Annotated in this window: 22 protein-coding genes and 1 pseudogene; 16 read left to right on the plus strand and 7 right to left on the minus strand. The window is 72.2% G+C overall.

Annotated elements, in window-relative coordinates:
• Nucleotides 1-6 precede the first annotated feature (6 nt).
• The 8 genes from NVS89_RS07885 (at nt 7) to lhpI (ending at nt 7,264) form a co-directional block, all read left to right on the plus strand.
• Entirely contained in the window at nt 7-1,617 is a 1,611-nt protein-coding gene (locus tag NVS89_RS07885; protein WP_258732055.1) for a gamma-glutamyltransferase family protein, read from the plus strand.
• Nucleotides 1,618-1,661: 44 nt separating this feature from the next.
• The gene (locus NVS89_RS07890) at nt 1,662-2,855 is read left to right on the plus strand and encodes an alpha-D-ribose 1-methylphosphonate 5-triphosphate diphosphatase (RefSeq protein ID WP_258732056.1); all 1,194 of its coding nucleotides are present in this window, start codon (nt 1,662-1,664) and stop codon (nt 2,853-2,855) included.
• A gap of 38 nt (nt 2,856-2,893) precedes the next feature.
• Nucleotides 2,894-3,586 (plus strand): DUF1045 domain-containing protein, encoded by a 693-nt coding sequence (locus tag NVS89_RS07895; RefSeq protein WP_258732057.1) that lies wholly within the window; start codon nt 2,894-2,896, stop codon nt 3,584-3,586.
• A gap of 17 nt (nt 3,587-3,603) precedes the next feature.
• The gene (locus NVS89_RS07900; protein ID WP_258732058.1) at nt 3,604-4,263 is read left to right on the plus strand and encodes a DapH/DapD/GlmU-related protein; all 660 of its coding nucleotides are present in this window, start codon (nt 3,604-3,606) and stop codon (nt 4,261-4,263) included.
• A 138-nt stretch (nt 4,264-4,401) separates the two neighbouring features.
• Complete coding sequence (gene sppA, locus NVS89_RS07905; protein ID WP_258732059.1) at nt 4,402-5,376, plus strand: signal peptide peptidase SppA; 975 nt, start codon at nt 4,402-4,404, stop codon at nt 5,374-5,376.
• A gap of 81 nt (nt 5,377-5,457) precedes the next feature.
• Complete coding sequence (ihfB, locus tag NVS89_RS07910; protein ID WP_258732060.1) at nt 5,458-5,751, plus strand: integration host factor subunit beta; 294 nt, start codon at nt 5,458-5,460, stop codon at nt 5,749-5,751.
• Between the two features lie 64 nt (nt 5,752-5,815).
• The gene (locus NVS89_RS07915) at nt 5,816-6,223 is read left to right on the plus strand and encodes a lipopolysaccharide assembly protein LapA domain-containing protein (RefSeq protein ID WP_258732061.1); all 408 of its coding nucleotides are present in this window, start codon (nt 5,816-5,818) and stop codon (nt 6,221-6,223) included.
• Between the two features lie 69 nt (nt 6,224-6,292).
• Complete coding sequence (gene lhpI, locus NVS89_RS07920) at nt 6,293-7,264, plus strand: bifunctional Delta(1)-pyrroline-2-carboxylate/Delta(1)-piperideine-2-carboxylate reductase (RefSeq protein WP_258732062.1); 972 nt, start codon at nt 6,293-6,295, stop codon at nt 7,262-7,264.
• A 99-nt stretch (nt 7,265-7,363) separates the two neighbouring features.
• On the opposite strand, the gene cysW is transcribed toward lhpI, so the two are convergent.
• Both cysW and cysT read right to left on the minus strand, forming a co-directional pair.
• On the minus strand, nt 7,364-8,167 hold the full coding sequence (gene cysW / locus NVS89_RS07925) for a sulfate ABC transporter permease subunit CysW (protein ID WP_258732368.1): 804 nt from the start codon (nt 8,165-8,167) through the stop codon (nt 7,364-7,366).
• Between the two features lie 158 nt (nt 8,168-8,325).
• Complete coding sequence (cysT, locus tag NVS89_RS07930; RefSeq protein ID WP_258732063.1) at nt 8,326-9,147, minus strand: sulfate ABC transporter permease subunit CysT; 822 nt, start codon at nt 9,145-9,147, stop codon at nt 8,326-8,328.
• Between the two features lie 217 nt (nt 9,148-9,364).
• Between cysT and NVS89_RS07935 the strand changes: the two genes are divergently transcribed.
• Nucleotides 9,365-9,763, plus strand: coding sequence for a VOC family protein (locus tag NVS89_RS07935; protein ID WP_258732369.1), 399 nt, complete (start codon nt 9,365-9,367; stop codon nt 9,761-9,763).
• Between the two features lie 31 nt (nt 9,764-9,794).
• Here the strand turns inward: NVS89_RS07935 and cysP are convergent, their stop codons facing one another.
• Complete coding sequence (gene cysP, locus NVS89_RS07940; protein ID WP_374114540.1) at nt 9,795-10,838, minus strand: thiosulfate ABC transporter substrate-binding protein CysP; 1,044 nt, start codon at nt 10,836-10,838, stop codon at nt 9,795-9,797.
• Nucleotides 10,839-11,179: 341 nt separating this feature from the next.
• Here cysP and NVS89_RS07945 point away from each other — a divergent pair.
• The 5 genes and pseudogenes from NVS89_RS07945 to NVS89_RS07965 all read left to right on the plus strand — a co-directional run.
• A pseudogene (locus tag NVS89_RS07945) lies at nt 11,180-11,824 on the plus strand (phosphoribosylanthranilate isomerase); the annotation flags it as partial.
• Nucleotides 11,825-11,932: 108 nt separating this feature from the next.
• Nucleotides 11,933-13,165, plus strand: coding sequence for a tryptophan synthase subunit beta (gene trpB, locus NVS89_RS07950; protein WP_258732371.1), 1,233 nt, complete (start codon nt 11,933-11,935; stop codon nt 13,163-13,165).
• Nucleotides 13,162-14,001, plus strand: coding sequence for a tryptophan synthase subunit alpha (gene trpA, locus NVS89_RS07955; protein ID WP_258732064.1), 840 nt, complete (start codon nt 13,162-13,164; stop codon nt 13,999-14,001). Before trpB ends, trpA begins: the two co-directional genes overlap by 4 nt.
• Before the next feature lie 136 nt (nt 14,002-14,137).
• Complete coding sequence (gene accD, locus NVS89_RS07960) at nt 14,138-15,100, plus strand: acetyl-CoA carboxylase, carboxyltransferase subunit beta (protein WP_258732065.1); 963 nt, start codon at nt 14,138-14,140, stop codon at nt 15,098-15,100.
• Between the two features lie 13 nt (nt 15,101-15,113).
• Nucleotides 15,114-16,457 carry a bifunctional folylpolyglutamate synthase/dihydrofolate synthase gene (locus tag NVS89_RS07965; protein ID WP_258732066.1) on the plus strand — a complete coding sequence of 448 codons (1,344 nt, stop codon included), beginning with the start codon at nt 15,114-15,116 and terminating at the stop codon, nt 16,455-16,457.
• A 149-nt stretch (nt 16,458-16,606) separates the two neighbouring features.
• On the opposite strand, the gene infC is transcribed toward NVS89_RS07965, so the two are convergent.
• The gene (gene infC, locus NVS89_RS07970) at nt 16,607-17,131 is read right to left on the minus strand and encodes a translation initiation factor IF-3 (protein ID WP_258732067.1); all 525 of its coding nucleotides are present in this window, start codon (nt 17,129-17,131) and stop codon (nt 16,607-16,609) included.
• A 336-nt stretch (nt 17,132-17,467) separates the two neighbouring features.
• Here infC and NVS89_RS07975 point away from each other — a divergent pair, with 336 nt between their 5' ends.
• Nucleotides 17,468-18,274, plus strand: a complete 807-nt coding sequence (locus NVS89_RS07975; RefSeq protein ID WP_258732068.1) for an alpha/beta hydrolase — start codon at nt 17,468-17,470, stop codon at nt 18,272-18,274.
• A gap of 12 nt (nt 18,275-18,286) precedes the next feature.
• Here NVS89_RS07975 and rsmD read toward each other — a convergent pair whose 3' ends face one another.
• Both rsmD and NVS89_RS07985 read right to left on the minus strand, forming a co-directional pair.
• On the minus strand, nt 18,287-18,844 hold the full coding sequence (gene rsmD, locus NVS89_RS07980; protein WP_258732069.1) for a 16S rRNA (guanine(966)-N(2))-methyltransferase RsmD: 558 nt from the start codon (nt 18,842-18,844) through the stop codon (nt 18,287-18,289).
• A gap of 10 nt (nt 18,845-18,854) precedes the next feature.
• The gene (locus NVS89_RS07985; RefSeq protein WP_258732070.1) at nt 18,855-21,146 is read right to left on the minus strand and encodes a pseudouridine synthase; all 2,292 of its coding nucleotides are present in this window, start codon (nt 21,144-21,146) and stop codon (nt 18,855-18,857) included.
• Between the two features lie 161 nt (nt 21,147-21,307).
• Between NVS89_RS07985 and NVS89_RS07990 the strand changes: the two genes are divergently transcribed.
• A complete protein-coding gene (locus tag NVS89_RS07990) occupies nt 21,308-21,736 on the plus strand; it encodes a nucleoside deaminase (protein WP_258732071.1) in 429 nt (142 codons plus the stop codon).
• Nucleotides 21,737-21,764: 28 nt separating this feature from the next.
• Here the strand turns inward: NVS89_RS07990 and NVS89_RS07995 are convergent, their stop codons facing one another.
• Nucleotides 21,765-22,652 (minus strand): patatin-like phospholipase family protein, encoded by an 888-nt coding sequence (locus NVS89_RS07995; RefSeq protein ID WP_258732072.1) that lies wholly within the window; start codon nt 22,650-22,652, stop codon nt 21,765-21,767.
• Nucleotides 22,653-23,001: the final 349 nt, after the last annotated feature.

The raw sequence follows: 23,001 nt of genomic DNA on the forward strand, positions 1-23,001 counted from the left end.
CGGTCCATGGCAGATCACCTTCACGAAAGCGTACGCGCCGGGCGCGGCATCGTCGCCGCTCCGCATCATCTGGCGGTCGAGGCCGGGCGCGCGGTGCTGGAGGAGGGCGGCAATGCTCTCGAGGCGACGCTCGCCGCCGCCGCCGCGATCGCCGTGGTCTACCCGCACATGACCCAGATCGGCGGCGACGGCTTCTGGCTGATCCGCGACCCGAAGGGCCGGGTCGGCTACATCGAGGCCACCGGCTATGCCGGGGCGAAGGCGACGCAGGCCTTCTACCGCGACCGCGGCCACGACGTCATTCCCCCGCGCGGGCCGCTCGCCGCGCTGACCGTGCCGGGCCAGATCGGCGGCTGGCAGCTCGCGCTCGAGACCGCCGCCGCGCTCGGCGGGCGGATGCCGATGCGCCGGCTGCTGGAAGCGGCGATCGACCACGCCCGCGCCGGCGTGCCGGTCTCGGCCTCGCAGCACCGGCTGACGCAGGAAAAGCGCGCCGAGCTCACCCCGGTGCCGGGATTCGCCGAAACCTTCCTCGACGCCGAGGGCAAGGTGCCCGAGCCCGGCGCGCGGCTTCGCTTCGAGCGGCTCGCCGACACGCTGGAGCATCTCGGCCGCGCCGGGCTCGACGATTATTACCGCGGCGATGTCGGGCGCGAGATCGCCGCCGACCTCGAGCGCGCCGGCAGCCCGGTGACGCGCGAGGACCTCGCCGCCTACCGCGCGCTGCGGCGCGAGCCGCTGAAGCTGAAGCTCGCCAATATGGAGCTGTGGGCCTCGCCCCCGCCGACCCAGGGGCTGGCGACGCTGATCATCCTCGGCGTGTTCGAGCGCCTCGGCGTCGCCGCGCCGGAGGGCTTCGCGCATCTGCACGGGCTGATCGAGGCCACCAAGCGCGCCTTCCTGATCCGCGACCGGGTGGTGACCGACTTCGACCACCTCACCCGCGACCCGGCCGCCTTCCTCACCCCGGCGGCGCTGGCGCGCGAGGCGGCGGCGATCGAGCCGCGCCAGGCCGCGCCCTGGCCGCATCCCACCCGGCGCGGCGACACGGTCTGGCTCGGCGCCACCGACCAGAGCGGCATCACCGTCTCCTACATCCAGTCGATCTACTGGGAATTCGGCGCCGGGCTGGTGCTGCCGGGTACCGGGATGCTGATGCAGAACCGCGGCACCTCCTTCTCGCTCGACCCGCGCGCGCGCAACCCGCTGATGCCGGGCCGGCGCCCGTTCCACACCCTCAATCCCGGCATGGCGCAGCTCGCCGACGGGCGCGTCGTCGCCTATGGCACGATGGGCGGCGAGGGTCAGCCGCAGACCAATGCGGCGGTTATGAGCCGCTACGCCATGTTCGGCGTGCCGCTGGGCGAGGCGGTGGCGCGCCCGCGCTGGGTGCTGGGCCGCACCTGGGGCTCCGACCTCGTCAATCTGCGGGTGGAAGGCGCGATCGACAGCGCGGTGGCCGAGGCGCTGGAGCGCGCCGGCCACGACGTCGAGGTGCTGCCCGAAGCCTATTCGGACATGATGGGCCATGCCGGTGCCGTGGTGCTGCATCCCGAGGGGGCGGGGGTGGAGGGCACCCACGACCCGCGCGCCGATGGCGGGGCGGCAGGGGTCTGACCCGCTTCACGGAACGGTCACATCAACATGCGACAGGCGCGGCGATGGAAACGATTCTGACCAATGCCCGCCTCGTCCTGACCGACCGCGTCGTCGAGGGCACGCTGGTGCACGAGGCCGGCGTGATCCGCGCGCTCGACGAGGGCCGCTCGCAGCTTCCGGCGGCGGTGGACTGCGAGGGCGCCTTCATCGCCCCCGGCCTGATCGACCTGCATACCGACGCGCTGGAAGGCCATTTCGTGCCGCGCCCGAAGGTGATCTGGCCGGATGCGCGCGCCGCCGCCCTCGCCCATGACGCGCAGATGGCGGCCTCGGGCATCACCACGGTCTACGACGCGATCTGCGCCGGCGCCTTCGACCAGGCCAAGGCCGACCGGCGCGCGCTCTACGAGGTGATGCTGGAGACGGTGCACCAGGGCGGGGCGCGCGGCATGTTCCGGGTCGAGCACCGCCTCCACCTGCGCTGCGAGCTGACCGACCCGAACCTGCCGGAGCTGGTGGAGATCGCCCATGACCGGGCGGCGGTGCACCTCGCCTCGCTGATGGACCACACGCCCGGCACGCGGCAGTGGCGCAATGTCGAGCATCTCAAGGTCTACCTCACCGGCATCGGCAAGGGCGGCGACGACATCGACCGCGAGGTGGCCTGGCGCATCGAGCGCGCGCGCGACGCGGTGGCGGGCAACCATGCGCGCATGGTCGCCGCCTTCGCGGGCTCCGGCATCGTGCTGGCGAGCCATGACGACACCACGCCCTCCCATGTCGAGGAGGCGGTGGCGGCGGGCTGCACCATCTCCGAATTCCCGACCACCATCGACGCCGCGCGTGCGGCGCGCGGCGCGGGCCTCGCCACCATCGGCGGCGCGCCCAACGTGGTGCGCGGCGGCTCTCATTCGGGCGGGGCGTCGATGCGCGAGCTGGCGGGCGAAGGACTGCTCGACGCCCTCGCCTCGGACTATGTGCCCGCCAGCCTGCTACAGGCGGCGCTGGCGCTGACCCGGCCGGCCGGCGCGGACGGGCAGGCGGAACCGGATGCGGCTACTGAACCCGATGCGCCTGCCGCACTCGATCTGCCCGCCGCGCTGGCGCTGGTGAGCGCGGTGCCGGCGCGCCTCGCCGGGCTCGACGACCGCGGGCGGCTGGAGAAGGGGCTGCGGGCCGACCTCGTCGCCTTCCGCCTCGTCGACGACACCCCGCTGGTGCGCGAGGTCACGCGCGGCGGCCGGCGCGTGTTCTGATACCGTGCGTGCCTCCAACCCGTGCGTGTCCTGATTCCATGAACCAGCCCCGCTATGCCGTCTATTACGCCCCGCCGGCACAGAGCCCGCTCTGGCGCTTCGGCTCCAGCGTGCTCGGCTACGACGCCGAGACCGGCGAGGAGTGCGCCCTTCCGGCGCTGCGCCGCTTCGACGCCGAGCGCTGGCGCGAGATCACCAGCGAGCCGCGCCGCTACGGCTTCCACGGCACGCTGAAGGCGCCGTTCCGCCTCGCCGACGGCCGCAGCGAGGCCCAGCTCGAGGCCGCCTGCGCCCGCTTCGCCGCGGCGCGCGCGCCCTTCGCCTGCACCGGCATCCAGCTCGCCGTGCTCGGCCGGTTCCTGGCGCTCAGGACAGTGACGCCCTGCGCCGCGCTCGACCGGCTTGCCGCCGGCGCCGTGACCGCCTTCGACGATTTCCGCGCGCCGATGAGCGAGGCCGAGCGCGAGAAGCGCCTGCGCGCCCCGCTCACCCCGCGCCAGCAGGACCAGCTCGCCCGCTGGGGCTACCCCTATGTGCTGGACGATTTCCGCTTCCACATGACGCTGACCGGCGGACTGGACGAGGAGGAGCGGGGTCTCGCCGAGGCCGAGCTCGCCGCCCAGCTCGCCGGCAGCGGCGCCGACGGGCCGCTGATCGTCAGCGAGGTCGCGCTCTACAAGCAGGAGAACGGCCCGTTCCGGCTGATCGGGCGCTACGCGTTCGGGAGCTGACCGGCGGAGGACGAGGCATGACGGAGCCTGAGACGACGGAGCCGGGAAGGACGGAGACGCGGAAGACCCGGCTCGGCGTCGAACCGCTGGTCGACCCGAGCGCTGAGCTGCGCCAGTGCACGCTCGGGCGCTACACCGAGATCGGCCCGCGCACGCGGCTGCTCGAGGTCGAGCTCGGCGATTATTCCTACGTGGTCAATGATTGCGACATCGCCCATGCGCGCATCGGCAAGTTCGCCTCGATCGCGGCGATGAGCCGGATCAACCCCGGCAACCACCCGATGGAACGGGCGAGCCAGGCCCATTTCACCTACCGCGCCGGCGACTATTTCGAGGACGCGCAGGACGAGCCCGGCTTCTTCGAGCGGCGGCGCGCGCAGCCGGTGACGATCGGCCACGATGTGTGGATCGGCCACGGCGCCATCGTGCTGCCCGGCCGCAGCATCGGCGACGGCGCGGTGATCGCGGCGGGCGCCGTGGTGACGAAGGACGTCGCGCCCTATGCCGTGGTGGCGGGCGTGCCGGCGCGGGTGGTGCGCCAGCGCTTCGCGCCCGGGATCGCCGCGCGCCTGCAGGCGCTCGCCTGGTGGGACTGGGACCATGCGCGCCTGCGCGCCGCGCTGGAGGATTTCCGCACGCTGGAGATCGAGGCCTTCCTCGAACGGCACGGCGGCTGAAGCGCGCGGCGTCCCACCGTCGCGGGCGGTTCGCGGCGCGGTCACGCCCGCGTGTCGGCACGGTGCCGGCGGCGTCTCGACCCTTGCGCCGGCCCGAGCCCGCCGCTACGGCTTGGGCGCGAGACCGAGGAGAGCCGCATGGCGGGAACTGCGATCGAGGTGGACGAGCTGCTGGCGCGGCGGAGGCTGCGGCGCAAGCTGGTCTTCTGGCGCGTGCTCGCCCTGCTGATCCTGCTCGCCGCCGGATTCGGCGCGTTCTTCTGGCTCAGCAACGGCGCCTTCCTGCCGGGCAACGCGCCACATGTGGCGCGGGTGAAGATCGGCGGGCTGATCCGCAACGAGCGCGAGCGCACCAAGCTGCTGGAGGCGATCGGCCGTTCGGGCGCGCGGGCGGTGATCCTTTCCATCGACAGCCCCGGCGGCACGGTGGTCGGCTCGGCCGCGCTCTATGACGAGCTGCGCGCGCTGGCGAAGAAGAAGCCGGTGGTCGCGGTGGTCGAAGGCATGGCGGCCTCGGGCGCCTATATCGCGGCGATGGGCGCCGACCACATCGTCGCCCCGCGCAATGCGCTGGTGGGCTCGATCGGCGTCATCTTCCAGTTTCCCAACTTCTCCGAGCTGATGAAGACGGTCGGCGTCTCCTATGAGGAGATCAAGTCGAGCCCGCTCAAGGCGGCGCCGAACATGTTCGATCCGCCCACCGAGGAGGCGCGCGCGGCGATCCGCTCGCTGGTGGAGGACAGCTATGGCTGGTTCAAGGACCTGGTCTCGCAGCGCCGGCTGATCACCGGCGACAAGCTGGCCGAAGCGTCGGACGGTCGGGTGTTCACCGGCCACCAGGCGCTGCCGCTGCGGCTGATCGACGAGATCGGGGACGAGGATACCGCGCGCGACTGGCTGGAGCGCGAGCGCGGCGTGCCGAAGAGCCTGCCGGTGCGCGACTGGCACACCGAGCGCGCCGGCGACGAGTTCGGCTGGCTGTCCGGTATCGCGATCCACCTCATGTCCCTGATCGGGCTGGGAGACTTCGCTCATGCGATTATTGACCCGACGGGCGGGGTCGCGGCACAGGCGCGCCTTGACGGTCTGTTGGCCCTCTGGCACCCTCGCTGAGGCTAGACGGGCCAAGAGCTTCCAAAATATGATCTTTTCTGGTTTTCCGACAAGCCGGACAAAAAAAGGGGCGGGGCGTCGATGATCAAGTCCGAGCTTGTTCAGCGTATTGCGGAAGCCAATCCGCATCTATACCAGCGCGATGTCGAAAACATCGTCAATGCGATACTCGACGAGATCGTCTCGGCGCTGGCGCGTGGCGACCGGGTCGAGCTGCGCGGCTTCGGCGCCTTCTCGGTGAAGGCGCGCCCGGCCCGCACCGGCCGCAACCCGCGCACCGGCGCCCATGTGGCTGTCGACGGCAAGGCGGTGCCCTATTTCAAGACGGGCAAGGAAATGCGCGAACGCCTGAACGACGGCGTCGACCTCGAATGATGCAAGCGGGCGGCGCGCACGCCGTGCCGCCATCGAAACGAACCGAACTGCCGAGGAGCCCCGCGTGCTGCGCCGGATCGTCCTGACCCTCATCCTGGTTCCCGTCTCCGTGGCGGTGATCATGCTCGCCGTCGCCAACCGCCACGCGGTGCCGCTGATGCTCGACCCGTTCGCCGGCGCGTCCGGCATGAGCGTCGAGCTGCCGCTGTTCCTCGTGGTGTTCGCGGCGCTGATCCTCGGCGTCGTGCTGGGCGGCGTCAGCGTATGGCTGACCCAGGGCCGCTACCGCCGCGACGCCCGGCGCAACCGGCGCGAGGCGCAGCGCGCCAATGTCGAGGCCGACGCGCTGCGCGGCGCCCTCGCCGCGCGCACCGCACCGGCCGGGACCTCTTCCGCGGCCAAGCCGGCCAGCCTGTCGCTCGCCTCCAGCCCGCAGACCCCGGCCCTCGCCGACCGCCGCAGCGCGGCCTGAGCGGGCCGCGAGACCGGCGATGACACGCCCCGCGCGGCGCTGCACGTTTTGCCCCATATGGCGGCCGCGATGAGCGAGCTGCGCTTCGTGACCGCCGGCGAGATCGCCGGCCTGCTCACCTTCCCCGCCCTGATCGACGCGCTCGACGCCGCCTTCCGCCGGCGGATCGAGGTGCCGGTGCGCCACCATCACGCGATCAAGCGGCCCGAGGGCGAGGCGACGCTGCTGCTGATGCCGGCCTGGACCGCCGAGGGGACCGAGGACGACGTGCTCGGCACCAAGCTGGTCACGGTGTTTCCGGCCAATGGCGCGCGCGGGCTCGACAGCGTCACCGGCCTGTTCATCCTCAACTCGGCGGCGACCGGCTTTCCGCTGGCGGTGATGGACGGGCGCGCACTGACCCTGTGGCGCACTGCGGCGGCCTCGGCGCTGGCCGCGCGCTACCTCGCGCGCGCGGATGCGAGCCGGCTCGCGGTGATCGGCGCCGGCGCGCTGGCGCCTTATCTCGCCCGCGCCCATGCCAGCGTGCGGCCGATCCGCTCGATCGCGGTGTGGAACCGCACCCATGAGAAGGCCGAGGCAATGGCGGCTGCGCTGCGCGCCGACGGCTTCGAGGCCGAGGCGGTGAGCGACCGGGGCGCGGCGATCGGCGGGGCGGACATCGTCGCCTCGGCGACGCTCTCGCCGCAGCCGCTGGTCGAGGGGCGCTTTCTCGTGCCCGGCCAGCATGTCGACCTCGTCGGCGGCTTCACCCCGACCATGCGCGAGGCCGACGACGAGGCGATCACCCGCGCGCGGGTCTATGTCGACACCCGCGCCGGGGCGATGAAGGAGGCGGGCGACATCGTGATCCCGCTGGCGAGCGGCCTGCTGCGCCGCGAAGGCCCGGGCGGGGTCGAGGGCGACCTGTTCGAGCTCGCCGCCGGCACCGCGCCGGGGCGCGGCTCGGCGAGCGAGATCACCCTGTTCAAGTCGGTCGGCACCGCGATCGAGGACCTCGCCGCCGCCGAGCTGGTGTGGAAGGCGCTGAAGGCGACCTGACCGCCGGTGATGCTCGCCCTCGGGGAGAGGCAGTTTCGGCAATCGTGAAGAGCCGGGACCGGCGACCTGGTCCGCCCGCCCTCGCGGGGGAGAGCGCCGTCAGTGGCCCGGGCGGCCGGCGGTGCGCTCGCGGGCGGCGTCGAGCCGCTCGATGATCGCCTTGGCGACCAGCGTCACCAGCGCCACGCCGGTGAGGATGGTGGCGACCGCGAAGGCGGCGACCGCGTTGTTGTCCTGGTAGAGCAGCTCGATCTGAAGCGGCAGCGTGTTGGTCTGGCCGCGGATGTTGCCGGAGACGATCGACACCGCGCCGAACTCGCCCATGACGCGCGCATTGCACAGCGCCGCGCCGTAGAGCAGGGCGAAGCGCACATTGGGCAGGGTGACGAGGCGCAGGATGCGCCAGCCGCTGGCGCCAAGCGTCACCGCCGCCTCCTCCTCCTCCGAGCCCTGCGCGATCATCAGCGGGATCAGCTCGCGCGCCACGAAGGGCGCGGTGACGAACAGGCTGGCGAGGATGATGCCCGGCACCGCGAACATGATCTTGATGTCGTGCGCCTCGAGAAACGGCCCGAGCAGACCCTGCGCGCCATAGACGAACAGGTAGGACACGCCGGCGATGATCGGCGAGATCGAGAACGGCAGCTCCACCAGCGCCACCAGCAGGTTGCGGCCGGGGAAGGCGAACTTGGCGATGCACCACGCCGCGGCGATGCCGAAGCCGATATTGATCGGCACCACGATCAGCGCCGTGAGCACGGTCAGCCAGATCGCGTATTGCGTGTCGGACGAGGCGAAGGAGGCGGTGTAGGCGGCGATGCCCTGGCGGAACGCCTCGGCGAAGATGGCGGCGAGAGGCGCCACCAGCGCAAGCAGGGTCACCACCAGCACCACGGCGATCATCACCCGCCGCGTCGCCGGCCCGTCGCCGACCCGGATGCGGCGCGGCGCATGGTTCGCGCCCGGCGCGCCGGAGGCGAGCGGGTCGGTGAGGAGGGGGTCGGGCAGCAGCGGGGCGGGCACTTGAGGCTGCGGTGTCGAGGTGGGTTCCGAAGCCATGCTCAGTCTCCCGTCCCGATCCGGCGCTGCTGCCAGAGCTGGATCATGTTGACGACGAACAGCATCACGAAGGCGAGGCCGAGCAGCGTCGCGGCGATGGCGGCGGCGGCCGGGTAGTCATATTCCTCGATGCGGATGAAGGTGAGCAGCGAGACCACCTCGGTCTTCATCGGCCGGTTGCCGGCGATGAAGATGATGGCGCCGAACTCGCCCAGCGAGCGCGCGAAACCGAGCGAGGCGCCGGTGAGGAAGGCCGGGAAGATGGCCGGGAAGATCACCCGCGCGAAGATGCGCAGATCCGAGGCGCCGAGCGTGGCGGCGGCCTCCTCGACATCGGCGGCGAAATCCTCCAGCACCGGCTGCACCGTGCGCACCACGAAGGGGATGGAGGTGAAGGCCATCGCCACCGCGATGCCGATCGGCGTGTAGGCGACCTCGATGCCGAGGCCGGCCAGCGGGCCGCCGAACCAGCCGTTCTTGGCGAACAGCGCCGAGAGCGCGATGCCGGCCACCGCGGTCGGCAGGGCGAAGGGCACGTCGACCAGCGCGTCGAGCAGGCGGCGGCCGGGAAACTCGTAGCGCACCAGCACCCAGGCCAGCGCCAGCCCGTAGACGGCATTGAACAGGGTGGCCAGTGCCGCGGTCGTCAGCGTCACCTCGAAGGCGGCGAAGGTGCGCGCGCCGGTCAGGATGGCGAGGTAGCGCGACCAGCCGATATCGGTCGCCTGCCACACCAGCGCGGCCAGCGGCAGCAGCACGATCAGGCTGAGATAGAACAGGGTGATGCCGAGCGAGAGCGCAAAGCCCGGGACGACGCGGTTCAACGTTTCGGCTCCTCTGCCCGCCCGGTTTCGCGACATGGCCTAAAGCCGCAGGAGCTTCGGGCATGCCGCACACTCACATGAATGTCCAGTTTTATCGGGTATTCACATTCAAGGCGCGGTGAAGCGGTCATCTTGCCCGTGCGCCGGTGACGGTCGACACAGGCGGACGACCCCGTGCCGCGATTCCCGCCCGAAGGAGGCTCGCCTGCTCGACCATATCTTCCTCACCGTGAGCGACACGGCGCGCTCGACCGCCTTTTACGAGCGGGTGATGCCGATCCTGGGCATTACCGCCCGGCACGACTATGACGGACGCCAGGGCCCGGCGGGGCATCCCGATCTGACGGGGTTCGGGGCGAAGGGCCGGATCTTCTTCTGGCTGCGCCCGGGCACGCCGTCTCCCGACGCGGTGCATGTCGGCCTTGTCGCCGATTCCGAGGCGATGGTGGACGCGGCCTATGCCGAGGCGCTGGCGGCGGGCGCGCAGGCGATACACCCGCCCGGCCCGCAGCTTCACTACGATCCCCGCTATTACGCGGCGCAGGTCCGCGACCCGGACGGCTACAGCCTCGAATTCGTGTTCAAGAGCTGGCAGCACGCCGACCGCGCGGACTGACGCCGGCGCCCGGGGGCGCCGGCAAGGCCGGTCACTGGCCGACGAACAGCTCGTCGAGCTTGCCGCCGGAGGCGAAATGGTCCGCCTGGACCTTCTGCCAGCCGCCGAACACGTCCTCCACCTTGACGAGGCGCACGGGCGCGAACTTCGACTTGAACTCCTCGGCGACGGCGGCGTCGGCGACCCGGTTGTTGGCCTCAGCGGCGATGCGCTGGCCCTCGGGCGAGTAGAGCCAGGTGAGGTAGTCGGTCGCGATCTTGCGCGAGCCGCGCTTGTCCACGACCTTGTCGACCACCGCCACCGGGAACTCGGCGAGCAGGCTGACCGGCGGCACCACGACCTGGAAGTTCTTGTCCTTGTACGCGTCCTTCACGCTGATGACCTCGGCCTCGAAGGTGATCAGCACGTCGCCCTGCTCGCGCTCGACGAAGGAGGTGGTGGCGCCGCGCCCGCCGGTGTCGAACACCACGACGTTGGAGAACAGCTTCTTCACGAAGGCGTCGGCCTTGGCGGTATCGCCGCCGAACTTCTCCAGCGCATAGGCGTAGGCGGCGAGATAGGTGTAGCGCGCATTGCCCGAGGTCTTCGGGTTGGGGAACACCAGCTTGACGTCGTCGCGCACCAGGTCATCCCAGTTCTTCACGCCCTTCGGGTTGCCCTCACGCACCAGGAAGGCGGGGAAGGAGTACCAGGGCGAGGAGGCGTTGGGCAGGCGCGACTGCCAGTCCTTGGCGACGAAGCCCTTGTCGACCAGGAACTGGATATCGGTGATCTGGTTGAAGGTCACGACGTCGGCGGCGAGGCCCTCGACGATCGAGCGCGCCTGCTTCGAGGTGCCGGCGTGGCTCTGGTCGACCTTGATGTCCTTGCCGGTCTTCTCCTTGTAGGCCGGCTCGAACTGCTTGTTGATGGCCTCGAACAGCTCGCGGGCGATGTCGTAGGAGGCGTTGAGGATGGTGGTCGGCTCATCCGCACGGGCCGCGGTGGCGAAGCCCGGCAGGGCGAGCGAGGCCAGGGCGGGCGCCATCACGGGCGCGGCCATGGCGGAGAGGAACAGGCGGCGCGAGAGGCGCATGGCAATTCTCCACTTGTCGCAGCCGGCGCGGCGCGGCCAACACGGGCGCCGATCACCATTTGCATTAGAATTATGTGAAATAAGATATTTCACATTGCATTTCGTGTAGCATGGACAATTTCGCTGCGGAAGAGGGATAATGGTGATCCGCCGCTTGGGCCGGCCCCAAGCTGCGCTCTCACCCGGCAACCGTGCCGCGCGGATGACGTCCGGCGGGCGCCGCAGCCGCAAAGTCCGCCGGACGTCGCGTTTGCCTGCCCCCGGTGTCGGGTCCGCCGGCCATCAAGACCTCGCCTCGCGCGCCCGATCCGTGCTAGTGGGCTCTGTTCGAGGAGACCGCCTTGTCGCTTGAGATCAAGATATGCGGGCTCAGCACCCTCGAGACGCTCGACGCCGCGCTCGGCGCCGGGGCGGACATGGTGGGTGTCGTGTTCTTTGCGCCGAGCCCGCGCAACGTCGACCTTGCCACTGCGCGCCGGCTCGCCGGGCACGCGCGGGGGGTGGGTGCGCATGCTCGCGTCGCCGCACTGACCGTCGACGCCGAGGACGAGGCGCTCGCCGCGATCGTCGAGGCCGTGCGCCCGGACCTGCTCCAGCTTCACGGCCGCGAGACCCCCGAGCGCGTCGCCGCTGTCCGCGCCCGTTTCGGCCTGCCGGTGATGAAGGCGGTCGGCATCGCCACGCGCGCCGATCTTGGCCGGCTCGGCGCCTATGAGGGCGTCGCCGACCGGCTGCTGCTCGACGCCAAGGCGCCCAAGGGCGCGGCGCTGCCCGGCGGCAACGGCGTGCCGTTCGACTGGGCGCTGCTGTCCGGGCTCGAACTTCGCGTGCCCTATATGCTCTCGGGCGGGCTCGACCCGTCCAATGTCGGCGCGGCGCTGCGCCTGGCGCGCCCGTCCGGCGTCGACGTCTCCTCCGGCGTCGAGAGCGCGCCCGGCCTCAAGGACCCCGCGCGCATCGAGGCCTTCATACGCGCGGCCCGCGCTGCCGAGAGCGAGGCGCGCGAGGCCGGCACGCACGAAATCACCGGCCGCCCGGCCGATCCCAACCCGGCCGGCGACGGCCTCCCCAGCCAACCAGACGAGCCCTGCGTCGTGACTGTTCTGAACTCCTTCCGCACCGGCCCCGACGAGAACGGGCATTTCGGCATATTCGGCGGACGTTTCGTGGCCGAAACGCTCATGCCGCTGATCCTCGACCTGCAGAAGGCCTATGAGGAGGCCAAGGCCGATCCCGCCTACAAGGCGGAGATGGATGCCGGGCTGAAGCATTATGTCGGCCGGCCGAGCCCGCTCTACTACGCCGAGCGCTTCACCGAGCACCTGCGCGCCGGCGCGGGCGAGGGGCTCGGCGCCAAGGTCTACTTCAAGCGCGAGGAACTGAACCACACGGGTTCGCACAAGGTGAACAACGTGCTCGGCCAGATTCTGCTCGCCCGCCGCATGGGCAAGGAGCGCATCATCGCCGAGACCGGCGCGGGCCAGCACGGCGTCGCCACCGCAACGCTGTGCGCGCGCTATGGGCTGAAATGCGTGGTCTATATGGGCGCGCTCGACGTCGCCCGGCAGGCGCCCAACGTGTTCCGCATGAAGATGCTGGGCGCCGAGGTGGTGCCGGTCGAGGCCGGCGCCAAGACGCTCAAGGACGCGATGAACGAGGCGCTGCGCGACTGGGTCACCAACGTCCACGACACGTTCTACTGCATCGGCACGGTGGCGGGCCCGCACCCCTACCCGGCCATGGTGCGCGATTTCCAGAGCGTGATCGGCAACGAGACCCGCGAGCAGATGATGGAGGCCGAAGGGCGCCTGCCCGACAGCCTGATCGCCTGCATCGGCGGCGGCTCCAACGCCATGGGCCTGTTCCACCCCTTCCTCGACGATCCTTCCGTGAAGATCTGGGGCGTGGAGGCCGCCGGCCACGGCATCCCGAGCGGCGAGCACGCCGCCTCGCTGACCGGCGGGCGCCCGGGCGTGCTGCACGGCAACCGCACCTACCTGCTGATGGACGATGACGGGCAGATCATCGAGGCGCACTCCATCTCCGCCGGCCTCGACTATCCCGGCATCGGCCCCGAGCACGCCTGGCTGCACGACACCGGCCGCGCCACCTACATCTCCGCGACCGACAAGGAGGCGCTGGCCGCCTTCCAGCTCGTGTCGAAGCTCGAGGGCATCATCCCGGCGCTGGAGCCGGCCCACGCGCTCGCCAAGGTGATCGAGCTCGCCCCGACCCTGCCGAGGGAGCACCTGATGGTGGTCAACCTGTCGGGCCGCGGCGACAAGGACATTCCGCAGGTGGCGGAGATTCTGGGGACCAAGATATGACCACCCGCCTCGCCACCCGTTTCAAGGCCTGCGCCGAACAGGGCCGCGCCGCGCTGGTGACCTTCATCACCGCCGGCGACCCGGACCACGACACCTCGCTCGCCCTGCTCAAGGCGCTGCCGGGAGCCGGCGCCGACGTGATCGAGCTCGGCGTGCCCTTCACCGACCCGATGGCCGACGGCCCGGCGATCCAGGCTGCGGGGCTGCGCGCGCTCAAGGCCGGGCAGACGCTGGCCAAGACGCTCGCCATGGTGCGCGAGTTCCGCGCCGGCGAGGCGGACACGCCGGTCGTGCTGATGGGCTACTACAACCCGATCTACATCTACGGCGTCGAGCGCTTCCTGAAGGACGCCAAGGAGGCCGGGGTCGACGGGCTGATCGTGGTCGACCTGCCGCCGGAAGAGGACAACGAACTGTGCCTGCCGGCGCTCAAGGCCGGGCTCGACTTCATCCGCCTCGCCACCCCGACCACCGACGACCGGCGCCTGCCGGCGGTGCTCGCGAACACGGCGGGCTTCGTCTACTACGTCTCCATCACCGGCATCACCGGCGCGGCGACGCCCGACGCCGACGTGGTCGGCCAGGCGGTGGCGCGCATCAAGCGCCACACCGGCCTGCCGGTCGCGGTCGGCTTCGGCGTGAAGACCCCGGCCCAGGCGGCCGCGATCGCCGCCGGCGCCGACGGCGTGGTGGTCGGCTCGGCGCTGATCGACGCGCTGCGCGGCTCGCTCGACGCCGGGGAGCGGGCGACGCCCGCCACCGTTCCCGCCGTCACCGGCCTCGTCAGCGCGCTCGCCGAGGCGGTGCGCGGGGTCGCCCGGGCGGCGGCCGAATAGGGACGGCCTTTTCATCGCCCCGCTTGAGGCTTAGATGAGGCTCACACGAGCCTTGGGTGGGCCCTCGACGCGAGGGGGCCTGGATCGGGTCGGCGGACCGCCGCCGGCCTTTTCGCTTTCTTCCGGAGCCACACCGTTGAACTGGATCTCGAACGTCGTCCGCCCGAAGCTGAACAGCTTCCTCAACCGCCGGGACGTGCCGGAAAATCTCTGGGTGAAATGCCCCGAGACCGGGCAGCTCGTGTTCCACAAGGACCTCGAGGCCAACCTGTTCGTGGTCCCGAACTCGGGCTACCACATGCGCATGGAGCCGGCCGCGCGGCTGCGCTCCATGTTCGACGGCGGCAAGTGGTACGACGTCGCCCTGCCCTCGGTGGCGGCGGACCCCCTGAAGTTCCGCGACGAAAAGCGCTATGTCGACCGGCTCAAGGACGCCCGCGCCAAGACCGGCGCGCAGGATTCGCTGAAGGTCGGCTACGGCAAGCTCGACGGGCTGCCGGTGACCATCGCGGTGCAGGATTTCGGCTTCATGGGCGGCTCGCTCGGCATGGCGGCGGGCGAAGCCGTCGTCACCGGGCTCGAGACGGCCGCCTCGCGCGGCACGCCCTTCATCATGTTCGCCTGCGGCGGCGGCATGCGCATGCAGGAGGGCATCCTCTCGCTGATGCAGATGCCGCGCACCACCTGCGCGATCCAGGAACTGCGCGAAGCGCGGCTGCCCTACATCGTGGTGCTGACCAACCCGACCACGGGCGGCATCACCGCCTCCTACGCCATGCTGGGCGACGTGCAGATCGCCGAACCCGGCGCGCTGATCGGCTTCGCCGGCCCGCGCGTGATCGAGCAGACCATCCGCGAGAAGCTGCCCGAGGGCTTCCAGCGCTCGGAATATCTGCGCGATCACGGCATGGTCGACATGGTGGTGCACCGCCACGAGATGCGCGACACGCTGGCCCGGCTGTGTCGGCTGATGATGCGCGCGCCCGCGCCCGGCGCGGACCAGCCGGCCCCGGCGGCGCCGGGCACCGAGGCGCCGCGCCCCGCACCCGAGCCGGCCGCCGAGGGCGCGACCCCGCCCGCGGCGCCCGCCGGCGCCTGACCCGGAGACCGAGATGGCCGTCGGGTCCGCCACCGGCGCTTCCGCACCCGGAAGGCGCCCGGTCGAGGATATCTTCGCCCGCCTGCTGGCGCTGCATCCCAAGCTGATCGACCTGTCGCTGGACCGCATGTGGCGGCTGCTGGAGCGGCTCGGCCACCCCGAGCAGCGCCTGCCGCCGGTGATCCACGTCGCCGGCACCAACGGCAAGGGCTCGACCGTCGCCTTCATGCGCGCGGTGCTCGAGGCCGCCGGCCAGCGGGTGCACGTCTACACCTCGCCGCATCTGGTGCGCTTCAACGAGCGCATCCGGCTCGCCGGGCGCCTCGTCGACGACGAGACCCTGAGCGAGGCGCTGGCCCGCGCCGAGGCGGCGAACGAGGGCGAGCCGATCACCTTCTTCGAGATCACCACCGCCAGCGCGCTGCTGCTGTTCGCCGAGGTGCCGGCCGACGTGCTGCTGCTGGAGGTCGGGCTCGGCGGCCGGCTCGACGCCACCAATGTGGTCGACAAGCCGCTGGTCAGCGTCATCACCCCGGTCTCGATCGACCATGTGGACTTCCTCGGCGAGACGGTGACCGAGATCGCCGGCGAGAAGGCCGGCATCCTGCGGCGCGGCGTGCCGGCGGTGCTCGGGCGCCAGCCGGCCGACGCGCTGAGGGCGATCGAGCGCCGGGCGGCGCGGCTCGCCGTGCCGCTCACCATCCAGGGCGAGCAGTTCCAGGCCTATGAGGAGAACGGGCGGCTGATCGTCGCCGACGAGCAGGGGCTGCTCGACCTGCCGCGCCCGCGCCTCGTCGGCCCGCACCAGATCGACAATGCCGGCCTCGCGGTGGAGGCGCTGCGCATCGCCGGGCTGAGACTGGCGCCGAGCGCCTATGAGCAGGGCATGCGCGCCGCCGACTGGCCGGCGCGGCTGCAGCGGCTCGGCCCCGGCCCGCTGACCCAGCGCGCGCCGGAGGGCGTCGACGTCTGGCTCGACGGCGGGCACAACGCCGCCGGCGGGCAGGCGCTCGCCGCCGCGCTGGCCGATCTCGAGGACCGGGTGTCGCGCCCGCTGGTGCTGATCGTCGGCATGCTGGGCACCAAGGATTCGGGCGCCTTCCTCGCCCCCTTCGCGGGGCTCGCGCGCGAGCTGATCGCGGTGCCGGTGCCGGGCGAGCACAAGGCGCAGCCGCCCGAAGCGGTGGCCGCCGCCGCGGCACTGCACGGCATCGCCGCCTCGACCGCGCCGAGCGTCGCCGCGGCGCTGGACGGGCTCCGGGACTACCCGGTCGGCCCGCCGCCGCGGGTGCTGATCACCGGCTCGCTCTATCTCGCCGGCGCGGTACTGGGCGAGAACGGCAGCCTGCCGGACTGACGCCCCCTCTTCCCGCATCGGCGGAGCGGCGCCGGCGCGCTTTTTCGGGCCCGGACACGAAAACGCCTCCCGGCCGAAGCGGCGGGAGGCGTCCTGAATCCAGTCGGGCGGGCCGAAGGCCGCGCCGGGAGCCGTGAGGGCCAGCCCGCTCAGCGCGGGGCCAGCACCATGATCATCTGCCGGCCTTCGAGCGAGGGCTCGGCCTCGACCTTGGCCAGCGTCGCCAGCTCTTCCTTGACCTTGTTCAGAAGCTTGTAGCCCAGCTCCTGATGGGCCATCTCGCGGCCGCGGAAGCGCAGGGTGATCTTCACCTTGTCGCCTTCCTCGAAGAAGCGGTGGATGGCCTTCATCTTCACCTCGTAGTCATGGGTGTCGATGCCGGGGCGCAGCTTGATTTCCTTGATCTCGACGATGTGCTGCTTCTTGCGCGCCTCGTTGGCCTTCTTCTGGTTCTGGTACTTGAACCGTCCGTAGTCGAGGATCTTGCAGACCGGCGGGACCGAGTTGGGAGCGATCTCGACCAGATCGAGGCCCGCGTCCTGCGCCATGGTGATCGCGTCGCGCGTCGGAACGACGCCACGATTCTGCCCATCCTGGTCGATGAGCTGCACTTCGCGGATGCGGATGTCTTCGTTGACGCGCGGGCCTTCCTTTTCCGGCGCGACGGGTCTCATGGGGCGACGAATGGTGGTCTTCTCCTCTGCCATTGCAGGATAGCTTGCGGGGTCGTCGTCTCACCGCGCTTCGAGGGTGCCGGCCGGCTCAGTCTGCCGCGCGCATAAAACGGTCGCAGAACATCGTGACAAACCAGGCAGAAGTCAACGGCGTGACGACAGGTAGCTGGCCCCGTTCCAGCCGAACGGCGCCTATTTTGCCGGCCGCGACGCCGCTCGCGCTGTTCGCGCCGCGCCGCTGCCTGTAGTGGAAGATGGCGCGCCAGCGGCGAATCGCAACCCTTCGGCCCTCGTGCCCCCGCCCTGGCCGCGCCCGCGACGACAGGATCCGTGCCCATGAACGATGCCCCTCCCGCCCGCCCGAACGATGCCCCGAACGCCGCTCCCCGCTTCATTGCGGTCGGCGACGACGCCCGCCGGATCGCGGTGCGCGAGACGCCCGGCAGCAGAGGCGCCGGGCCCGGCGTGTTCTGGTGCGGGGGCTACCAGTCCGACATGCGCGGCACCAAGGCCGAGGCGCTGGCCGAATGGGGCGCGCGGGCCGGGCGCACGGTAGTGCGCTTCGACTATTCCGGCCATGGCGAATCCGACGGCGCCTTCATCGACGGCACCATCTCGCGCTGGGCCGAGGAGGCGCTCGCCGTGTTCGAGTGCGAGACCGGCGGGCCGCAGATCGTGGTCGGCTCCTCCATGGGCGGCTGGATCGCGCTGCTGCTGGCGCGCGCGCTGGCGGCGCGCGGCGCCGGCGGGCGGCTCGCGGGGCTGGTGCTGATCGCGCCGGCGCCGGACTTCACCGAGGCGCTGATGTGGGAGGCGATGAGCCCGGAGATCCGCGCCGAGCTGATGGAGAAGGGCGTGTGGTACCGCGAATCCGAATACGGCCCGCCGCAGCCGATCACCCGCGCCCTGATTGAGGACGGGCGCCGCAACCTGGTGCTCGGCGCGCCCTTCGCCGTGGGCTGCCCGGTGCGCATCCTGCAGGGCGTCGCCGACGAGACCGTGCCCTGGCAGCACGCCATGCGGCTGGTCTCGTGCCTCGCCGAGGACGACGTGGTGCTGACGATGGTGAAGGACGGCGACCACCGTCTGTCGCGGCCGGAGGACATCGCCCGCATCATCGACGCGGTCGAGACGATTGCGTGAGTCGAGGGCGGGCTAGGCGGGGCCGCGCAGGAAGGTGAGCTCGCTGTCGTCGTAGCGCCGGCGCTCCAGCTCCTCGAAGCCCTCCGGCGGCGCGAAGGCGGCCTCGACCGATTCCTCCACCACCACCAGCGCGGCCGGCGCCAGCCATCCGCCCTCGATCAGGCCCGCGAGCGCCTTTTCCGCCAGGCCGCGCCCATAGGGCGGGTCGCAGAAGACGAGGTCGAAGGCGTCGCTGGCGAGCGCGGCGCCGAGCTTCGTCGCGTCGCGGCGGAAGATGCGGGTGATGCCGCCCAGCCCCAGCGCCTCTACATTGGCGCGGATGATTCCGCGCGGCTCGGGGGCCTCGTCCACGAACACGGCGAACTTCGCGCCGCGCGAGAGCGCCTCCAGCCCCAGCGCGCCGGTGCCGGCGAACAGGTCGAGCACCCGCGCGCCGTCAGCCGGGTCGCCATAGGCATGGGCGAGGACGTTGAACAGCGCCTCGCGCAGCCGGTCGGAGGTCGGGCGGGTGGCGGCGGAGGAGGGGCCGCGCAGGCCCCGGCCCCGGAAGCGGCCGCCGACGATGCGCATCGTTCAGCCCTCAGCCGCGCGGCGGCCGGCCCGGACGCCCTCCGGGACCCTTGCCGGGCCCTTTGCCGGCAGGACCCTTCGAGGGACCCCTGCCGGGACCCTTACCCGCAGGACCCTTGCTGCCCGGACCGCCGCGGCCGGGGCCCTTGCCACCGGCGGACGGGCCGCCGAAGCGCTTGCCGCCGGGACGGCCGGAATCGGGCGTGCGGCCGGCGCGGCCTTCGGCCGGCTCGCCGCGCGACGGCCTGTCGAAGCCGCGGCCCTGCGGGCGCTCGCCGCGCGGGGCGCGCTCGGGACGCTCGTCGCGGGAGCGGAACGGGCGATCGCCCTCGGGACGCGAACGGAACGGGCGACCCTCCCGGCCCTCGCCGCCGGCGAGCCCTTCCGGGCGGGGGCCGCGATCGCGGAAGGGTCGGTCCCCGGAAGGACGCTCGCCCGAAGAACGCGGGCCGGTGGGGCGCTCGCCGGAGGGACGCTCGCGGAACGGGCGGTCGCCGCGCGCGGGGCGGTCCTCGTCGGAACGCGGGCCGCGGCTGCGATGCTGCTCGGACTTCACGCGGCCGGAAAACGGCCGGTCGCTGCCCTCGCCGCGATAGGGACGGTGCGGGCCCGACCGTTCGCCGCGCTCGCCGGACGAGCGCTCGCCATAGGGGCGCTCGCGGGCGGGACGATCCCCTTGAGGACGACTCCCCTGGGGACGATCACCACGCTCGCCCTGGGGACGTTCGCGGAACGGGCGATCCGGCCCGCCACCCTCGCGGAAGGGACGGCCGCCGCCTTCGCGGAACGGACGGTTGCCGCGCGCGGGACGCTCCTCCTCGCCGGCCGGGCGGGAGCGCACCGGACGATCGTTACGGCCGCGGTACGAACTCGGGCGTGCCTCGTCCGAACCCTCGCGCTCGTCGCGCGGACGCGGACGAGCGGGACGCGGGCCGGCGGCGGAGCGGTCGCGGCTCGGCCCGCGCGGGGGACGCGGACCCTCGCCGCGCGGCGCGCGGAAGGGGCGCTCCTCGTCCGGCGCGCCGGCCTCGCGGTCCGGGCGGCGGCGGAAGGTGCGCTCGCCGCCGCGCTCGTTGTCGCGCGCATTCCCGCGCTCGTTCGGGCGATCGTTCGGGCGTTCATGGCTGGGCTCGTAACCCGGGCGCGAGGCATAGGGCGAGGCGTGGCGCTCGGCGGGGCGGCGGGCGCCGCGGCGCGGGCTCTCCTCCTCGGGCGCCGGCTCGGTCTCGGTCGCGCGCACGCGCTGCACCAGCACCTTGCGGCCCTTGCGGTCGGCCAGCAGGCCGGAGGTGACGCTGCGCTCGGGGCCCTCGGTCGCCTCGATCGGCCGGCGGCGGTGGCGATCCTCCTCGCCCTCGGTGCGGGCGTAGCGCGCCTTCTTGCCGCCCTTCAGCCCGGGCGTGCGGGCGGCGCCCGCCGCGCCGGCGCGCGCGGGGGCGGGAGCCTCCTCGTCCTCGCCGGCGTGATCGAACAGCGGGCCCTCGAAATCGGCGCCGGCGGCGCTCGCCAGCGCCTCGCCGAGCTGGTCGGCCAGCACGCGGGTGCGCACTTCCTCGATGGCGCCCTGCGCGATCTCGCCGAGCTGGAACGGGCCGTAGGACAGGCGGATCAGCCGGTTCACCTCCAGCCCCAGCGAGCCGAGGACGTTGCGCACCTCGCGGTTCTTGCCCTCGCGCAGCGCCAGGGTCAGCCAGGAATTGGCGCCCTGCACACGGTCGAGCCGGGCCTCGATCGGGCCGTAATGCACGCCCTCGACGGTGATGCCCTCCATCAGCGCGTCGAGCCGGTCCTGGGTGATGGCGCCCTTGGCGCGCACCCGGTAGCGGCGCAGCCAGCCGGTGTCCGGCAGTTCCAGCACGCGCGAGAGGCCGCCGTCATTGGTGAGCAGGATCAGCCCCTCGGTATTGAGGTCGAGCCGGCCGACCGAGATCAGCCGCGGCAGGCCGGGGGGCAGGATCTCGAACAGGGTCGCGCGGCCCTCGGGGTCGAAATTGGTCGTCACCACGCCGCGGGGCTTGTGGTAGAGGAACAGCCGCGTGCGCTCCTTCTGCGGCAGCGGCGCGCCGTCGACGGTGACCGCGTCGGCGGCGGTCACGGTGCGGGCGGGGCTGTCCAGCACCTCGCCATTGACCGCCACCCGGCCGGCGAGGATCCATTCCTCGATCTCGCGGCGCGAGCCGAGGCCGTGGCGGGCGATCACCTTGGCGATGCGCTCGCCCTCGCGCGGCTCCTGCGGCGCCAGCTCGCGCGGGGGGCGGGGCACACGGTTATGGCCCTTGCGGGGCGGGGTCGTCTTCGGCATGGCGTTTATCCGGTATCGAGGCCGCGGGTGCTAGCATGTCCTGCGGTCCGAGGCGAGCATTCGGGCAGATCAGTAGCAGGCGAGGCGACCAAAGGGTGAGAGCGGGCGAGAACGAAGCGCAGGGCGCGGAGGCGGCAGGCGGGCCCGGGCGGCCCGATTTCATGCGGCTCGCCCTCGACGAGGCGGCACGGGCCGGCGCGCGCGGGGAGGTGCCGGTGGGCGCCGTGGTGGTGCGCGCGGGCGAGGTGCTGGCCACCGCCGGCAACCGCACGCGCGAACTCTCCGACCCTTCCGCCCATGCCGAGATGCTGGCGATCCGCGACGCCTGCGCCCGGCTCGGCAGCGACCGGCTGCCCGACTGCGACCTCTACGTCACGCTCGAGCCCTGCACCATGTGCGCGGGCGCCATCGCCTGGGCGCGGCTGCGCCGGCTCTATTACGGCGCGGCGGACCCCAAGGGCGGGGCGGTGGAGAGCGGGGTGCGGTTCTTCTCCAGCCCCACCTGCCACCACGTGCCGGAAATCTATGACGGCTTCGCCGCCCGCGAGGCGGGGGCGCTGCTGAAGGACTTCTTCGCCGCCAAGAGGTGACGAGACGCGCGGCGGCGCGGGACCGCGCTCAGCCCAGCACCGCCTCCAGCCGGCGCTTGACCTCGTCCTTCACCGGCTCGGACGCCTTGAGGATGGCGGTGGCGCGGAAGAACTCCAGCACCCGGAAATCGTGCACGTTGGGCCGGATCAGTATGTCCGGCGCGCCGGCCTTCAGCTTCTCGCCGACGATCGAGCTCGCCATGATCTGCAGCGTCGCGAACATGGCGTCGAACGGGCTCGGCACGCCCTTCGTCTCCGCGCCGTGGCCGCCGGTGATATCCACCGCCACCACCACCTGCGCCCGCGTGCGCAGCACGTCGAAGGGCAGCGGGTTGACCGCGCCGCCGTCGACCAGCGTGTGCCCGGCATGCACCACCGGGCGCATCAGCCCGGGAATGGCGAGCGAGGCGGCGACCGCCGGGCGGATCGGCCCGTGCTCGAACATGCGCTCGCAGCGGCCCCAATAATCGGTCGCCACCACCTGCAGCGGGATGGCGAGCTGGTCGAAATCCTCCGGCACCAGATCCGGCATGAAGCCTTCGATGAAACGCTCGGCGTCGATCAGCACCGGGTTGCCGAGCCCGCCGAACAGGTCGGCGATGCGCCCCACCCGGGCGGCGAGCAGGCGGCGCATCACCTCGCCCTTGTTGCGCAAGGTCGCGGTGACGACGTGGCGGATCTCGCGCGCGGGGATGCCCGAGGCATAGGCGGCGGCGAAGAAGGCGCCGATCGAGGCGCCGGCCATGGCGGTCGGCCGCAGGCCGAGCTCGTCGAGCGCCTCCAGAACCAGGATGTGCGACAGGCCGCGCGCCCCGCCCGAGCCGAGTGCGACCGCGATCGAGGGCCCGCGGTGGCCTTCGCCGGCCGGCGGGCCGCCGGGCGCTCGGTCGCGGTCATGGGCGCCGGAGACGACCACCGCCTCGGGCGCGTGCCCGGCCGCGCCGGGCGCCGGCCGCGCACGGCCGTGAGCGGAAGAGCCATGTGCCGAAGAACCGTGTGCCGAAGAGCCGCGGGCCGCGGGGCCGTGAGCCGCCGGCTCGTGCCCGGAATCCTCGCGCGCCGAACCCTCGCGCACCGAGCCCTGGCGCGACGCCCCATCCTGCGGGGGCGCCTCGTTCGGAGCGTCATGCGCGGGCACGCGCCGGGCGTGGCGGTGCCGGGAACCGGTGGACGACTCTTCCATCACTTCACCCCTGACGGCTCTCCCGTGCCACCGGATGGCGGCACATCTCAGAACGGGCGCGGGGCGGGACGGGTTTCGCCCG

The sequence above is a fragment of the Ancylobacter mangrovi genome, assembly GCF_024752355.1.
Classification (GTDB): domain Bacteria; phylum Pseudomonadota; class Alphaproteobacteria; order Rhizobiales; family Xanthobacteraceae; genus Ancylobacter; species Ancylobacter mangrovi.